Source organism: Sphingomonas sp. GW821-FHT12D09 (assembly GCF_058807215.1).
The window spans coordinates 2,035,161-2,049,592 of sequence record NZ_JBXAQL010000001.1 but is presented as its reverse complement, the minus strand read 5'-3'; the positions used below and the strand labels follow the sequence as shown (position 1 = coordinate 2,049,592).

Sequence of the window (14,432 nt, the reverse complement as noted above, 5' to 3'; positions counted from 1 at the left end):
GTTGCCGCAGCGATGTAGGAACGGTCCCGTAACTTGCCAGCCCCGTCAGGCGAAGACTTGTTCCAGGCCGGCCGAGGGTTCCTGCGTCAGCGCGTGGATCGCCACCGCGCAGTTCCACATCAGCACCTGCCCACCGTAAGCGAGCAGATTGGAGATCAGCGCCAGTCCGATCGGCGCTGCGCCATATTCGGGATAGAAGACGAGCGTCCCGAAGAAGAGCAATGTGGGCACGCTGAACAGCAGCAGCGCGGCTGAGATCGGCGCCACCAGGCCCTAGGTGCGCGACCAGCTCTCGCTTAGCGCCTCGCCGGTGCCCATGCCTTCGCCCAGGGTGAGCGGCGCCACCAGCGACCAGCGGACCCAGAGATAGATTCCCGGCAGGATCAGGAAGAGGAAGCCGATGATCGAGCCCAGGCTGGTGACGATCAGCGCAACCACGAAAGCGCCGACACGCCCCGGCGTCCCATCCAGCCCTGCCGCGCGAAGCGCAGCGCGCGTAACGCCGAATTGCGCGAAGATCGTCACTATGGCGACAGCCAAGTTCAGGCCGCCATTGTCCGCGCCGAAAATATCGACCGTAGTGGACAGGGCGATCAATCCCAGCAGCGCGACGAGCGTCGCCATCAGGTTCGTGCCTGCCAACGCAAAGCTGTTCCGCAGGATGAGCGCGGCATCGATCTTCCGGTCCATATTCCCCTTTCAGCCACCCAGTGACACCCGTCCCCCCGCATGTCGCTCCAGCCGCCCGGCCAGCTCCAGCTCGAGCAGCACCGTCTGCACCACCGCAGGCGCCAGCCCCGATTGCCGGATCAGCTCATCCACCGAAACTCCCACCGGCCCGAGCAGCCCGGTCACCGCGCGCCGGTCGCCATCGCTGGCATCCTCGGGCGGCGGTCCCTGCCAGCCGCTCACGGGCGAGCGTACCGAACGCGCATCGATCGGCCGGATCATCTCCAGGATGTCGTCCACGCCCTGCACCAAGGTCGCGCCCTCGCGGATCAGCAGGTTGCAGCCCTGTGCCCGCGGATCGAGCGGCGAGCCCGGCACCGCCATCACGTCGCGCCCCGCCTCGCCGGCGATCCGCGCGGTGATCAGCGAGCCCGATCGCGGCGCCGCCTCGACCACCACCGTGCCCAGCGCCAGCCCGGCGATGATCCGGTTGCGCGACGGGAAGAAGCGGGCGAGCGGCTCGGTGCCCGGCGGCTGCTCGGCGACCAGCAGGCCCTCGCGCGCTACTCGTTCCTGCAGCTCGGCATTTTCAGGCGGGAAGACGATGTCGATCCCGCTGGCGATCACGCCCACCGTGCCGCTGCCGATCGATCCGATATGTGCCGCCGTGTCGATCCCGCGCGCCAGCCCGGAGACCACCGTCACGCCCGCTTCGCCCAGCCCGAAGGCGATCTGCCGCGCGAACCGGCACGCGGCGGCCGAGGCATTGCGCGCGCCCACGATCGCCACCGTCGCACGCGCCAGCAGCTCCACACGCCCGCGCAGGATCAATGCCGGCGGCGCGCTCTCCAGCTCTGCGAGCAGCGGCGGATAGGCATCATCGTCCAGGAACAGATAGCGCGCATCCAGCCGCTCCACTGCGGCGATCTCGCGCCGCACCGCGCCCAGCTCGGCGATCACCGGCGCCCGCCCGCCGCCGCGCGCGGCCAGCATCGGCAGCGCGTCCAGCGCCGCCTCGGCACTGCCGAAGCGCCGGGTCAGCTGGGCATAGGTGACCGGCCCGATATTGGCGGAGCGCAGCAGCCTTAGCCGTGCCTCGCGCGTGTCAGCCACTTTTCTGCCCGACGCGCGGCTCGGTGCCGCTCAGCAGCCGGTCGATATTGGAACGATGCTTCCACAGCACGATCATCGCCAGCGCGAGCAACATCAGCACCAGGTCGATCCGCCCGAAGAACGCCGCGCTCACCGGCGCGCTGATCGCCGCGCTCATGCCCGCGAGCGAGGAGATGCGCAGCAGCGCCAGCAGCCCGAGCCAGACCACCGCGAACACGATCGCCGAGGGCCAGTGCAGCGCCAGCACCACGCCCATCATCGTCGCCACGCCCTTGCCGCCGTTGAACTTCAGCCACACCGGATAGCAATGGCCGATGAACGCCGCGAGCCCGCCCAATATGCCGCCGCCGGGCAGGATCGAGCCGGCGATCAGCACCGCCGCCGCGCCCTTGGCGAGGTCGAGCAGCAGCGTCGCCGCCGCCAGCCCCTTGCGGCCGGTGCGCAGCACATTGGTCGCGCCGATGCTGCCCGAACCGATCTGGCGCAGGTCGCCGGCATTGGTGAAACGCGTGAGCAGCAGGCCGAACGGGATCGAGCCCAGCAGATAGCCGAGCAGTAGAACGCCAACCGGCCCGATGACTGTATCGATCGTCAAGAAACGCTCCCCCTGTCCCGCGACAACATAATGGCTGGCGGCAAGTGCGCAATGTGGATGGGGTACCAATCGCTCCGACTTGGGCGAAACTGCGCTTTGCCCTAGCCTCATGCGCCTGTGGGCGGGAGTGAGGCGTGGAGCTGGACGAACGGATGCGGGCGGCGATCGCCCGGCTGACCGAGAATGAGAAGGAATGCCTGCGCCGCCGCCTGCTGCCCCAGACCGCCAAGGAAATGGCGCTGGAGCTCGGCGTCTCGCCCCATGCGGTGGAGAAGCGCATCAAGATGGCGCGCACCAAGCTGGGCGTCTCTTCCTCGCTCCAGGCGGCGCGCCTGCTCGTCCAGGCCGAGTCCCAGCCGCTGGTACCCCATGCGCCGGACCTCGCCGCGGGCTTGGCCACGCCGCATGCCGATCCCGTTCCCGGCGACAGGCGCCGGTGGTGGATTGGAGGAATTGCCATGAGCATCATCATCGCGGCGGCGCTCGGTTTCGCGCTGCACGGCACGCCGGCGCATCAGGAAGGACCCGCTCCGACGGAGCGCAGGAAGGCGACGCCCGAGGAAGTCACTGCCTTTCTGGGCAAGAGCTTCGCGCTGATGGACAAGGACCATTCAGGCTATCTCGAAGCCGCGGAAGCGCCGCGCACCACGATGCGCGCGCAGGGGGAGGCCAGGGCGCGTGACGTCGATCCGAAGCGCGCCGGCGCGATGTTCATCGCGCGCAACGATACAGACGGAGACGGCAAGGTGAGCCGCGACGAGTGGATCCGCTTCATGCGCCCCTCGCTCGACAGGAACGGCATTCCGGTCGCGCACCGCAAGCCGAGCTGACCTATCGCCTGATAGTCTGATGATCGCCTTCCTTCGTCATCCCGCGAAGGCGGGGATCCAGGGTTACCCGGCCCCGGACCGTCCTGCCTGACTCTGGATCCCCGCCTTCGCGGGACGACGGCAATAGCAGGGATGCGGCATAGGAAGGGACGACGGCATAGGAATGGCGTTTCCCGAACTCGGGGCGGTTGACGGGCATCGGGCGCGGAGCCATGCCCCGCCTCTGATGACCGACAGCCGCCCCATCTTGTTCTTCGATTCCGGCATGGGCGGGCTTTCGGTGCTTGCGCCCACGGCAGCGCTGCTGCCCCAGGCGCCGCTCGTCTATGTCGCGGATTCGGCGGGCTTCCCCTATGGCACCCGCAGCGAAGGCGAGATCGCCGCGCGCGTGCCGGCGCTGCTTGGGCGCCTGGCCGAGCGCTACGATCCCCGGCTGATCGTCATCGCGTGCAACACCGCCTCGACGATCGCGCTCCAGCACGTCCGCGCCGCGTTGGACGTGCCGATCGTCGGCACCGTCCCCGCGATCAAGCCCGCCGGACTGCTGAGTGAAACGCGCGTGATCGGCGTGCTCGGCACCGAGGCGACGGTCCGCCAGCCCTATGTCGACGATCTCGCGATGCGCTTCGCCGGGGATTGCACCGTGCTGCGCCATGGCTCGGCGGAACTGGTCGAGATCGCGGAAGCTGCATTGGAGGGGGTGCCGCCTATCCCTGAGCGGATGCGCGCGGTGCTTGCCGGGCTGTTCGAGCAGCCGGGCGGCGAGCGGATCGACGTGATCGTCAACGCCTGCACCCATTTCCCGCTGGTCGAGGCGGAGCTGGCCGCCGCGGCGCCGCATCCCGTGTGCTTCGTCGATGGCGGGCCGGGGATCGCCCGGCGCGTGGTGCACCTCACCACGGGCCAGGAATGGCCCGCGTCAGCGTTGCCGGGAAGGGCGGTGTTCACGGCGCGGAGCGCGCGGACCGATATGCTGGCGCCTGCCTTGGCGCGGTACGGCCTGGTCGAGGTCGAATCGCTCTAGGCGATACGACCTCTGTTCGGGTGGTTCAGGCGTGCATGGCGGGCTGGCTGGCGACGGTCATGTCGCGCAGCCGGGCCGAATACCGCTCCGCCATCTCCTGATGGACGCGGCGTGCGGTCATGTCGTCGGCACGCTCGGCGTGCTCACGTTCCTCGCGCTCGCGTCTCGCGAAATATTCTATGTCCCTCGTGGTCATAGCCTGATGCTCCGACTTCAAGCGGGGAGCGCATCCAGTCTCTCAGCCGCGAGTTCGCTTGAAATGCCGAGTCGCTCGCGATTGCACCGCTTTACCACATCTGGCCCCGCTCGATCACGATCCACATCAATTTTGCACCGACTGAGTTTTGTTTTCGCGCAAAGGAGGGCGAGGCCGATCCGATTAGGCATTATGTCCAACTGGAAATCGCCGGACTTTGGCGATAGGAACCGCAACATGAGCAGCGCCGACAGCCCTGTGCCCGTCGATTATGGCCGGGTCTTCACCTCCGCGATCGACCGGCTCCATGCCGAGGGCCGCTACCGCGTCTTCATCGATATCCTGCGCAACAAGGGAGCGTTCCCCAATGCGCGCTGCTTCGCCGGGCATAACGGGCCCAAGCCGATCACCGTGTGGTGCTCGAACGATTACCTCGCCATGGGTCAGCATCCCAAGGTGATCGCGGCGATGGAGGAGGCGCTCCACAATGTCGGCGCCGGTTCGGGCGGCACGCGCAACATCGGCGGCAACACCCATTATCATATCGAGCTCGAGCATGAGCTCGCCGACCTGCACGGCAAGGACGGCGCGCTGCTCTTCACCTCGGGCTATGTCTCGAACGAAGCGACGCTTTCCACGCTCGCCAAGATCCTGCCCGGCTGCATCATCTATTCGGACGAGCTCAACCACGCCTCGATGATCGCCGGCATCCGCAATGCGGGCTGCGAGAAGCGTGTGTTCCGCCACAACGACCTGGCGCATCTCGAAGCGCTGCTCGCCGCCGACGATCCGGCAGTGCCCAAGCTGATCGCGTTCGAGAGCGTCTATTCGATGGATGCCGATGTCGCGCCGATCACCGAGATCTGCGACCTCGCCGACAAGTACAATGCGCTGACCTATCTCGACGAAGTCCATGCCGTCGGCATGTACGGCGCGCGCGGCGGCGGCATTTCGGAGCGCGACGGCGTCGCCGACCGGATCACGATCATCGAAGGTACGCTCGGCAAGGCCTTCGGCGTGATGGGCGGCTATATCACCGCCGACCAGATGATCATCGACGTGATCCGCTCCTATGCGCCCGGCTTCATCTTCACCACGTCGCTCTCGCCCGTGCTCGTCGCCGGCGCGCTGGCCAGCGTGAAGCATCTGAAGGGCTCCACCGCCGAGCGCGAGGGTCAGCAGGCGTCGGCCGCGAAGCTCAAGGCGATGATGGCCGATGCCGGGCTTCCCGTGATGGCATCGACGACGCACATCGTGCCGCTGATGGTCGGTGATCCGGTCAAGGCCAAGAAGATCAGCGACATCCTGCTCGCCGAGTACGGCGTCTACGTCCAGCCGATCAATTACCCCACCGTGCCCCGCGGCACCGAGCGCCTGCGCTTCACCCCCGGCCCCGCGCATGACGAGGGCATGATGCGCGAGCTGACGCAGGCGCTGGTCGAGATCTGGGGACGGCTGGAACTGCGCCGCGCCGCCTAGGCCTCGACCCGGATCGGCAGGAAGCGGCGGTTGCACAGCAGCCCTGCCGAGACGAGTGACACCAGCGCGCCGACCGGGAAGATTTCCATGAAGGTCATCGGCAGGCGGTAGAGCGGGTTGTGATAGTTATCGACCAGCGCCTGCATTTCGGCGGTCTTCTGGGCGAGCGCCTGGCCGCTTAGCCCCGCCAGCTGGCTTGCCGCATATTTGTCGATGTCGAAATCCGATCCGACCAGCGTCTGCGCGCCTTCCCAGGTCAGCGTATAGAGGATGCCGGCGACGACACTGATCGCCAGGCCCATCGCGAAGGCAGGCAGGAATCCGATCACGCCGCCCTGTTCCAGGTCGCGCCTGCGCTTGATCGCCACGAAGACCGTGCTCAGCCCGATCAGCATCGTCAGATAGCCGACCGCCATCGACTGGATGCCCAGGCCGAGCACGGTGACCGAAATCGCGCCCCCGGCGATCAGCCCGCCGATCGCGCCGTAGACCAGGATGGTTCGAAGCATATTGATGTTCCCCTTGGTTCAAGTTGCGCCTCGAACAGGCCAAGGACAAGCCGAGCCGGCAATCGCCCGAAAGGATGATTTGCGCGAAACTAGCGCACGATCCCCAATTCCCGCGCCCGCGCCACCGCGTCGGTCCGCCGCTTGGCGCCGAGCTTCTCCAGCAGCCGCGCGACATGCGTCTTCACGGTGTTGAGCGACACGCCGAGCCGGTCGGCGATCTCCTGGTTCGATCGGCCAGCCATGATCTGCCCCAGCACTTCCAGTTCGCGCGCCGAGATGCCGAGCGTCGCCAAGGCCTGCGGGTTGCCGTCGAACGGCTTCGCCTTGGGGGAGGCGATCACCTTCGCGCCCAGGAACACGCCGAGCGCCAGGAATCCGGCGGCGATCACGAAGATATAGGCTTCGCCGGCATGCGATCGCACCATTCGCTGGTAATCCAGCCATTCCAGCAGCAGCGTGCCGCCCGCCAGCATCGCGCCGTACAGCAGGACGCGCTGCCACATGCCGGTCAGCCGCGCGTCATCGTCGCGTTCCACACATAGCCGCGCAACGAAGAGCGGAAGTCGAGCCGCAGCCCCTGTTCCTCGGCGACGCGCCTGAGCACTGCGGGCAGTTCGGCGCGTGGGTAGACGTGGAAGTCGTTCAGCGACTTGAAGTGGAGCTTCCTGGCGAATTTCGGCAGCTTCTCGTACTGGCCGAAGTCGACGATGTGCAGGCTGCCGCCCGGCGCCAGCGCCTTGGCTCCCAGCTCGATCGCCTCGACCCAGGGCGGGATCATCGAGAGCGTGTAGCTCATGAACACCCGGTCGAGCTTTTCGACGCCGAACAGCCGGTTCACGTCGAAATTGCCGGCATCGCCCTGTGCGAGAGTGATCTTGCCGCCCAGGCCATTCTTCGCCACCGAAGCCCGCGCCGTCTCCAGCATCGCCTCGCTGATGTCGAAGCCGAAGAAGCGCGCGTCCGGGAAGCGCTTCGCCGCGACGATCAGGTTGCGCGCGGTGCCGCAGCCGACCTCGAGCACCGTCCCGCCCTTGGGCGGGTTCAGCCCGCGGATCAGCGCATCGCGCCCCAGCAGGTAGAATTTGCGGGTCAGGTCATAGAAGTGGCGATGGAGCGCATAGGTCGCGTCCATCAGCCCCTTCTGGTCGCCGGTGGCAGCGCTCATGCGTGCGGCTTCAGCGTCCAGACGTGCGTCGCGCCATAGACCGAGGAGCGGTCGCGGCGCGTCCAGTCGTCGAGCTTGGCCTGGTCCTCATATTCCCACTGGGACATGAGTTCGTCGGGGATATGCCCCTTCACCACATCGGGGATCGCCGCGGTCCGGTAGAGCACGCGCGCGCCGGGCTTGGCAGTGCGGGTGATCTCGCTCCAGATCCGGGTGAGCTGCTCGTCGGTCATCCAGTCCTGCGCATCGAGCAGGATATAGCGGTCGAGCGACTGGGCCGGCATCGATTCGAGATAATCGGCGTAATTGGTGTGGCGGATCTCGACCCGGTCGGCGCGGGCGCGCACCACGTCCCAGTTCTTCGCCTCGAGATAGGGTGGCAGCGGCGCGTCCGGCCCTTCGCCATAGCCGCGGCCGAACGCCTGCCAGGCGTAGTAATTGTCCTTCAGGTCGAAGTCGCAGGCCAGCTTGCGCAGGCGGCTGCGCAGCGCGCCGGTGATGCCCGCCTGGTCGTCGATCTTGAGCAGGTCGTACTGCGCCGGCGGGATGCCGAAGCCGAACAGCGCGGCGGGCTGGTCGACCAGCCAGCGCAGGAACTTCTTGTCGAAGAACGGGGCATAGCGCGTCTCGAAGATCTCGCGCTGCTCCTCGATGGTCTTCGCCTTGAGGATCTCGCGCGCGTCGATGCCGTAGCGGTTGCCCAGCCAGTGGACGAAGCCGATCAGCCGCCCGAGCAGACCATATTTATAGAAGCCGTGCTTGAACGCTTCGATGCGGCGCGTGCCGTTCAGCCCGCGGCGCTCCCAATAGTCGCGATAGGGCGCATCGAGGTGCGGCGCGATGAATTCGCGGTACGCCTCGACATTCTCCGCCTTGTTGGCCAGCCCGAAGAAGCGGTGGAACGCCGCATAATCGGGCAGGTTCAGCGCCGCCTGCTTCTTGAGGTTGTTGAGCGCGATATGCGCCGGGTTGAGGTCCACCGCGGTGATCCTGGCCGGGTTCGCAGTCAGGTAGGAGAAGACGTTGCACCCGCCCGAGGCGATCGTGACCATATGGTGGTCGCTCTGCAGCTGCAGCGCCTCCATGTCGATCACCGGATCTTCCCAGATCTGCGGATAGACCAACCCCCGGAAGGCGAAGGTGAAGGCCCGCTCGAGCAGGCCTTCCTTGGTCATATGCTCGTGACGATGCACTGCACCGCGCACGGCGACGTTCTTCGGCGTCTTGGTGATCGAACCCATTAGTGACTCCATGGACGCCCGGCGGGCCGGCGGCGGTTCGTCACGCCCTATTACCTCAATGTGACGAACCGGAGTAACCCTTGGGTCAGGAGTGCTGCAAAATCAATCCCGTGTGACGCTTCCGGCACCCGGCCAGTCGGTGTCGCCGATGCGCTTCAGGGTCATCTTGAAGAAGGGATGCGGTGGCTGGCCCTCGCCGACGAAATCGCCCGTCTCGGTCCAGGTCGTGCCGTCGAACCACGCCTTGTATTGCACCTTGGCACCCGGCCCGGCTGGCACTTCCCAGGCATAGCCCTTGTCCGTCACTGTCATCGGGAAGCTGCCCGCGCGGCCGCCGGCATAGCTCGCCGTCGCATAGCTCTTGGTGCGCGCATCATAGGAGATGGCGGCAAAGGCATTGAACGGCACCTTGCCGTCCGCGCCGAACGACTTGCCTTCGACCAGCGTGATCGTCCCGTCGAGAAAGGTGCCGACACGCTCGGTATGCGTCACTACCAACTCGCCCTTCGGCGTCTGCATCCGCGCCTCGCCGCGCCATTTGCCGTGCATCCAGTCGAGCTTGTGCATCGCCTCGGCCTGGGCGGCGAGCGCGGCGGTGTCGGCGGCCTGGGCATGCGCAGCGGCGGGGAGGGCGAGGGCGGCCAGCGCCAGAGCCAACCGCCAGCCACCCCGCAAACCGTCATCCCGGCGAAAGCCGGGACCCAGGGTTTCTCTGCCGTTCCGCTTGTGGCCCTGGGCCTCGGCTTTCGCCGGGGTGACGAACTTTAAGTAGCCGCGCATTCCGATCTCCCGATTGTCGCCAAGCCTCGCACATGGCAGCCTGTCCGCCATGCCCGCCGCCCGGTCGCTCCGCACTGGCTCCACAGCCCGCACCGCCGGCAAGCCCGGTTTCGCGAAGCGCGTCCTGGCCTTCGCGAAACGTGCATGGCCCAGAAAGCCGATACCCGGCTTCCCGCTGCTGTGGATCGCGTGCCTCGCCGCCGCCGCGCTGATGATCGTCACCGGGGGGTTCAACACCGGCGCGCTTCCGCTCGGGTCGCGTATCGCCTTCTGGTTGCTGCTGATGGGCTGGAACTCGCTCAAATGGCAGCTGCTCTTCGCGCTCGGCGTGCGCAAGCCGACCGACTGGCCGCGCGTATCGCTGCTCGGCACCCTCCCGCTCAACCTGCCGCTGCCGTTGGAGATCTGGCTGTGCGGCAGACTGGTCGGCGTCGAGATGCAGGCGATGCCGCATGACATATGGGGCAGGGCGGCGGTGATCAGCGCGACGATCTTCGCGGTATGCGCGCTGGTCGCCTGGATATTGCTTCGCCGCACGCGCCCGGTCCGCGCCGAGACCGGCCTGCTCGCCCGCGCCCGCATCGCCGCCGACGCGCTCGCGGCGATCGAAGCGGAGGACCATTATTGCCGCGTCCACCACCGCGACGGGCGCAGCGACCTGATCCACTACCGCTTCGGCGACGCCCTGGAGGAGGTCGCGGGGATCGACGGCACGCAGGTGCACCGCGGAGCGTGGGTGGCCGCCGCCGCGGTGGAAGGTGCCGCCCGCGAAGGGCGGAAATGGCGGTTGCTGCTGGCGGGCGGGGGGAGCGTGCCGGTCAGCGCGACCTATGCCGCGGAAGCGCGGGCGCGGGGGTGGCTTAGTACCGTGCGCCGTACCCTAACCGTCATCCCCGCGAAGGCGGGGATCCAGAGCCAAGCAGGACTGGCGGGGCAGAGTAACCCTGGATCCCCGCCTTCGCGGGGATGACGGAATTGAGGGTTCGGAGGGCCGTCAGCCTTTAATCCCGGCAATATCCTTCACCCGACTTCACCGTCAGGCAGTCCTTCTTTCCGGCGAGATACTTCAATCCCGTCGCATCGCCGTCGCTCGGATGCAGCGTCAGGTCGCCATCGGGCCGGGTGAACGAGATGCCCTCCGAACTGCCCTTGCCGTCGAACGTGCCGCGGTCGTCGAGCGTATATTGCATCTCGAGCCGGTAGGTGCCGGCATCCTTGCCCTTCGAGACGACGAGATAGGTCCCTTCGACGCCCTTCCAGCGCCCGACCCAGGAATCCCGGTCCACCGGCTTGGTGGAGACCTGGTTCTTCAGGTCGGAAGCGCCTTCGCTCACGGCGTTGGCGATCGATCCGCCCACCGCCTCCGCGGCATTGCCGGCGGTCTCGGTGGCGTTGGCGGTCGCGTCCGCAGCCTTGTCGGCGGTGTTGCACGCGGCCAGCGCCAGTGCCGGCGCGAGGATCAGCAGCGCGCGCATCAGCGGGTCGCCTCGTCGATGGCATTGCCGACATGCTCGGCGCGGTTGCCGACATCCTCGCCGACATTGTCGAGCGTGTTGCCGGCATCGTCGGCCACGGCATCCACGCTGTTGCCCAAGTCGTTCGCGGCATTGCTCAGCGAATCGCCGGTGCGGTCGAGCGAGTTGCTCAAATTATTCTCCGCGCTCGGCGAGCAGGCGGCGAGTCCCAGCGCCGCGGCGGGGATCAGGGCGAAAATCGTCTTGCGCATCTTTCTCTCCGAATAGTCGGTCTAGCCAGCCGGGCCCTCGCGTCGTAGGGGAGCGCGCATGTCGCACCGCATCGCAATCGCCTCGGACCATGCCGCCTACGCCATGAAGGCAGAACTCGCCGAATGGTTGCGTAACGAAGGGCACGAAGTGCTCGATCTCGGGACGAACGGACCCGAGAGCGTCGACTATCCGGATTACGGCTATCGCCTCGCCAAGGCGATCGAGGACGGCCAGGCCGACAAGGGCGTTGCGCTCTGCGGCTCGGGCATCGGCATCTCGATCGCAGTCAACCGCAACCCCGCCGCCCGCTGCGCGCTCGTCGCCGAGCCGCTCTCGGCCAGCCTCGCCCGCCAGCATAACGACGCCAATGTCGTCGCGCTCGGCGCCCGCCTGGTCGGGATCGAGATGGCCAAGGCGTGCATCACCACTTTCCTTGCAACCGAGTTTCTCGGCGACCGCCACCAGCGTCGGGTCGACAAGCTCAGCCATCCCGAAAGGACTTCTGCATGAGCACCAATCCGATCAACGCCGGCGTCCAGCCCGATGGCTTCTTCACCCGTTCGCTCGCGGATGCCGATCCCGCGGTCTTCGCCGGCGTCGAGCATGAGCTGAAGCGCGAGCAATATCAGATCGAGCTGATCGCCAGCGAGAACATCGTCTCCAAGGCCGTGCTCGAAGCACAGGGCTCGGTCTTCACCAACAAGTACGCCGAGGGCTATCCCGGCAAACGCTATTACCAGGGCTGCCACCCGTCGGACGAAGTCGAGCAGCTGGCGATCGACCGCGCCAAGCAGCTGTTCGGCTGCGACTTCGCCAACGTCCAGCCGCATTCGGGCGCGCAGGCCAATGGCGCGGTCATGCTCGCTTTGGTCAAGCCGGGCGACACGATCATGGGCCTCAGCCTCGATTCGGGTGGCCACCTGACCCACGGCGCCAAGGCCGCGATGTCGGGCAAGTGGTTCAACGCGGTCCAGTACGGCGTCGACCCGGTCTCGCACCTGATCGACTTCGACGAAGTGCTGGCGAAGGCGAGGGAGCATAGCCCCAAGCTGATCATCGCCGGCGGCTCGGCCTATCCGCGCCACATCGATTTCGCCAAGTTCCGCGCGATCGCCGATGAAGTCGGCGCGATCTTCATGGTCGACATGGCGCACTTCGCCGGCCTGGTCGCCGGCGGCGTGCACCCGACGCCCTTCGGCCACGCCCATGTCGTCACCACCACCACGCACAAGACGCTGCGCGGCCCGCGCGGTGGCGCGGTGTTCACCAATGACGAGGCGATCGCCAAGAAGATCAACTCGGCGGTGTTCCCGGGGCTGCAGGGCGGCCCGCTGATGCACGTCATCGCCGCCAAGGCAGTCGCGTTCGGCGAGGCGCTCCAGCCCGAGTTCAAGAGCTACGCCGCCGCGATCGTCGAGAATGCCAAGGTCCTGGCGGCGACGCTCAAGGAGCGCGGCGCGGCCGTGGTCTCGGGCGGCACCGACACGCATCTCGCGCTGATCGACCTCACCCCGCTGGGCGTCACCGGCAAGGACGCCGACGAAGCGCTCGAGCGCGCGGCGATCACCTGCAACAAGAACGGCATCCCGAACGACCCGCTGCCCCCGGTCAAGACCAGCGGCATCCGCGTCGGCTCGCCGGCCGGCACCACTCGCGGCTTCGGTCCGGCCGAGTTCCGCGAGATCGGCAACATGGTCGCCGACGTTCTCGACGGCCTCAAGAAGAATGGCGAGCAGGGCGATGCCCAGGTCGAAGCCAATGTCCGCGAGCGCGTCCGCACCCTGTGCGAGCGCTTCCCCATCTATCCGGAGCTGTAATTGCGCTGCCCTTTCTGTGGACATGAAGACAGCCAGGTAAAGGATAGCCGCCCCACCGAAGACGGGGCGGCGATCCGCCGCCGGCGCCAGTGCGAGGCCTGCGCCGCGCGCTTCACGACGTTCGAGCGCATCCAGCTGCGCGAGCTCACCGTGCTCAAGAGCGAGGCAACCGGAGATTCCCGGCGCGAGCCGTTCGACCGCGACAAGCTGGTCCGCTCGGTCTCGGTCGCCACGCGCAAGCGGCCGATCACCGCAGTGCAGGTCGAGAAGCTCGTCTCGGGGATCCAGCGCCAGCTCGAGACCCTGGGCGACACCGAAATCCCCTCGCAGAAGATCGGCGAGCTGGTGATGCAGGGGCTCAAGGGCCTGGATTCGGTCGCCTATATCCGCTTCGCCAGCGTCTATAAGGACTTCCGCGAGGCCAAGGATTTCGAGGAATTCGCCGGCAACGTCACCGAGATGGGCCAGGAAAACGGGAAGGCTGGATGAGCCAGCCCCCCGTCATCGTCCTCGTGCGTCCCCAGCTCGGCGAGAATATCGGCAAGGCCGCCCGCGCGATGCTCAATTTCGGACTGCTCGAGCTGCGCCTCGTCGCCCCGCGCGACGGCTGGCCCAATCCCAGCGCCGGCCCGGCCGCCTCGGGTGCGGACATCGTGCTCGAAAAGGCGCAGGTCTATGAGAGCGTCGCCGATGCCGTCGCCGACTGCGCGCATGTCTATGCCACCACGGTGCGAAAGCGCGGCGTCTCCAAGCCCGTCGTCACGCCCGAGGAAGCCGCCCGCGCCATCCACACCGAGGAAGGCCGCTCGGCGATCCTGTTCGGCCCCGAGCGCTCGGGACTGGAGACCGATGACGTCGCGCTCGCCCGCACGATCATCACCGTGCCGATCAACCCCGAATTCGGCTCGCTGAACCTGGCCCAGGCGGTGATCCTCGTCGCCTATGAATGGTCGAAGGGTGAGGCGCTGGTGCAGCCGACCGAGGAGGTGCTCCATCCGCCCGCGCCGCACGCCGAGCTCGAGGGCATGATCAACCAGCTCGAGGCGATGCTGGCGGATTCGGGCTATTATTTCCCGCCCGACCGCGTCCCCTCGACCCGGCGGACGCTGCGCACGCTGCTCACCAAGCCCGGCTGGTCGACCTATGAGCTGCGCACCCTGCGCGGCGTGCTCTCCGCGCTCGATGGCAGGAAGCGCCACCGCAGCGGCTGATACATAGCGGAAATATGCTTCTGCTTTTCGCAGATGCGAAACGCCGTTATATTGCCCGAATCTTTCTCAGCGGATG

Annotated in this window: 20 protein-coding genes; 8 read left to right on the top strand and 12 right to left on the bottom strand. The window is 67.0% G+C overall.

Annotated features, from left to right (window positions below; genetic code table 11):
• Positions 1-45 precede the first annotated feature (45 nt).
• The 4 genes from AC1RPL_RS09300 to plsY are packed head-to-tail and all read right to left on the bottom strand — an operon-like array spanning position 46 to position 2,377.
• Positions 46-267, bottom strand: coding sequence for a hypothetical protein (locus tag AC1RPL_RS09300; protein WP_493068958.1), 222 nt, complete (start codon positions 265-267; stop codon positions 46-48).
• 6 nt (positions 268-273) lie between these two features.
• Positions 274-690 (bottom strand): hypothetical protein, encoded by a 417-nt coding sequence (locus AC1RPL_RS09295; RefSeq protein ID WP_493068957.1) that lies wholly within the window; start codon positions 688-690, stop codon positions 274-276.
• Between the two features lie 9 nt (positions 691-699).
• Positions 700-1,782, bottom strand: a complete 1,083-nt coding sequence (gene dprA, locus AC1RPL_RS09290) for a DNA-processing protein DprA (RefSeq protein WP_493068956.1) — start codon at positions 1,780-1,782, stop codon at positions 700-702.
• Positions 1,775-2,377 (bottom strand): glycerol-3-phosphate 1-O-acyltransferase PlsY, encoded by a 603-nt coding sequence (plsY, locus tag AC1RPL_RS09285; RefSeq protein WP_493068955.1) that lies wholly within the window; start codon positions 2,375-2,377, stop codon positions 1,775-1,777. Before plsY ends, dprA begins: the two co-directional genes overlap by 8 nt.
• A 134-nt stretch (positions 2,378-2,511) precedes the next feature.
• Here plsY and AC1RPL_RS09280 point away from each other — a divergent pair, with 134 nt between their 5' ends.
• Together AC1RPL_RS09280 and murI are read left to right on the top strand one after the other, a co-directional pair.
• Complete coding sequence (locus AC1RPL_RS09280) at positions 2,512-3,207, top strand: sigma factor-like helix-turn-helix DNA-binding protein (RefSeq protein ID WP_493068954.1); 696 nt, start codon at positions 2,512-2,514, stop codon at positions 3,205-3,207.
• Positions 3,208-3,433: 226 nt separating this feature from the next.
• On the top strand, positions 3,434-4,231 hold the full coding sequence (gene murI, locus AC1RPL_RS09275; RefSeq protein ID WP_493068953.1) for a glutamate racemase: 798 nt from the start codon (positions 3,434-3,436) through the stop codon (positions 4,229-4,231).
• Positions 4,232-4,256: 25 nt separating this feature from the next.
• Here murI and AC1RPL_RS09270 read toward each other — a convergent pair whose 3' ends face one another.
• Complete coding sequence (locus AC1RPL_RS09270) at positions 4,257-4,427, bottom strand: hypothetical protein (protein ID WP_493068952.1); 171 nt, start codon at positions 4,425-4,427, stop codon at positions 4,257-4,259.
• 237 nt (positions 4,428-4,664) lie between these two features.
• Here AC1RPL_RS09270 and hemA point away from each other — a divergent pair, with 237 nt between their 5' ends.
• Positions 4,665-5,906, top strand: a complete 1,242-nt coding sequence (hemA, locus tag AC1RPL_RS09265; RefSeq protein ID WP_493068951.1) for a 5-aminolevulinate synthase — start codon at positions 4,665-4,667, stop codon at positions 5,904-5,906.
• Here the strand turns inward: hemA and AC1RPL_RS09260 are convergent.
• From AC1RPL_RS09260 to AC1RPL_RS09240, 5 genes are all read right to left on the bottom strand, one after another.
• Positions 5,903-6,415 (bottom strand): DUF4199 domain-containing protein, encoded by a 513-nt coding sequence (locus tag AC1RPL_RS09260; RefSeq protein WP_493068950.1) that lies wholly within the window; start codon positions 6,413-6,415, stop codon positions 5,903-5,905. The two genes, hemA and AC1RPL_RS09260, sit on opposite strands and share 4 nt — an antisense overlap.
• 89 nt (positions 6,416-6,504) lie before the next feature.
• Entirely contained in the window at positions 6,505-6,951 is a 447-nt protein-coding gene (locus AC1RPL_RS09255) for a helix-turn-helix transcriptional regulator (RefSeq protein ID WP_493068949.1), read from the bottom strand.
• Positions 6,924-7,580 carry a class I SAM-dependent methyltransferase gene (locus AC1RPL_RS09250; RefSeq protein WP_493068948.1) on the bottom strand — a complete coding sequence of 219 codons (657 nt, stop codon included), beginning with the start codon at positions 7,578-7,580 and terminating at the stop codon, positions 6,924-6,926. The genes AC1RPL_RS09255 and AC1RPL_RS09250 overlap by 28 nt, the downstream gene beginning before the upstream one ends.
• Positions 7,577-8,821 carry a BtaA family protein gene (locus AC1RPL_RS09245; RefSeq protein ID WP_493068947.1) on the bottom strand — a complete coding sequence of 415 codons (1,245 nt, stop codon included), beginning with the start codon at positions 8,819-8,821 and terminating at the stop codon, positions 7,577-7,579. The genes AC1RPL_RS09250 and AC1RPL_RS09245 overlap by 4 nt, the downstream gene beginning before the upstream one ends.
• Before the next feature lie 102 nt (positions 8,822-8,923).
• Complete coding sequence (locus AC1RPL_RS09240; RefSeq protein WP_493068946.1) at positions 8,924-9,601, bottom strand: DUF1579 domain-containing protein; 678 nt, start codon at positions 9,599-9,601, stop codon at positions 8,924-8,926.
• Positions 9,602-9,650: 49 nt separating this feature from the next.
• Between AC1RPL_RS09240 and AC1RPL_RS09235 the strand changes: the two genes are divergently transcribed.
• Complete coding sequence (locus AC1RPL_RS09235) at positions 9,651-10,571, top strand: LytTR family transcriptional regulator DNA-binding domain-containing protein (RefSeq protein WP_493068945.1); 921 nt, start codon at positions 9,651-9,653, stop codon at positions 10,569-10,571.
• Between the two features lie 31 nt (positions 10,572-10,602).
• On the opposite strand, the gene AC1RPL_RS09230 is transcribed toward AC1RPL_RS09235, so the two are convergent.
• Both AC1RPL_RS09230 and AC1RPL_RS09225 read right to left on the bottom strand, forming a co-directional pair.
• Positions 10,603-11,076, bottom strand: coding sequence for a hypothetical protein (locus tag AC1RPL_RS09230; RefSeq protein ID WP_493068944.1), 474 nt, complete (start codon positions 11,074-11,076; stop codon positions 10,603-10,605).
• On the bottom strand, positions 11,076-11,327 hold the full coding sequence (locus AC1RPL_RS09225) for a putative periplasmic lipoprotein (RefSeq protein ID WP_493068943.1): 252 nt from the start codon (positions 11,325-11,327) through the stop codon (positions 11,076-11,078). Before AC1RPL_RS09225 ends, AC1RPL_RS09230 begins: the two co-directional genes overlap by 1 nt.
• A gap of 58 nt (positions 11,328-11,385) precedes the next feature.
• Between AC1RPL_RS09225 and rpiB the strand changes: the two genes are divergently transcribed.
• The 4 genes from rpiB to AC1RPL_RS09205 are packed head-to-tail and all read left to right on the top strand — an operon-like array spanning position 11,386 to position 14,356.
• Positions 11,386-11,838: a ribose 5-phosphate isomerase B gene (gene rpiB, locus AC1RPL_RS09220; protein ID WP_493068942.1), complete on the top strand. Its 453-nt coding sequence runs from the start codon at positions 11,386-11,388 to the stop codon at positions 11,836-11,838.
• Complete coding sequence (gene glyA / locus AC1RPL_RS09215; RefSeq protein WP_493068941.1) at positions 11,835-13,145, top strand: serine hydroxymethyltransferase; 1,311 nt, start codon at positions 11,835-11,837, stop codon at positions 13,143-13,145. The genes rpiB and glyA overlap by 4 nt, the downstream gene beginning before the upstream one ends.
• Positions 13,146-13,634 (top strand): transcriptional regulator NrdR, encoded by a 489-nt coding sequence (gene nrdR / locus AC1RPL_RS09210; protein WP_493068940.1) that lies wholly within the window; start codon positions 13,146-13,148, stop codon positions 13,632-13,634.
• The gene (locus AC1RPL_RS09205; protein ID WP_493068939.1) at positions 13,631-14,356 is read left to right on the top strand and encodes an RNA methyltransferase; all 726 of its coding nucleotides are present in this window, start codon (positions 13,631-13,633) and stop codon (positions 14,354-14,356) included. Before nrdR ends, AC1RPL_RS09205 begins: the two co-directional genes overlap by 4 nt.
• Positions 14,357-14,432: the final 76 nt, after the last annotated feature.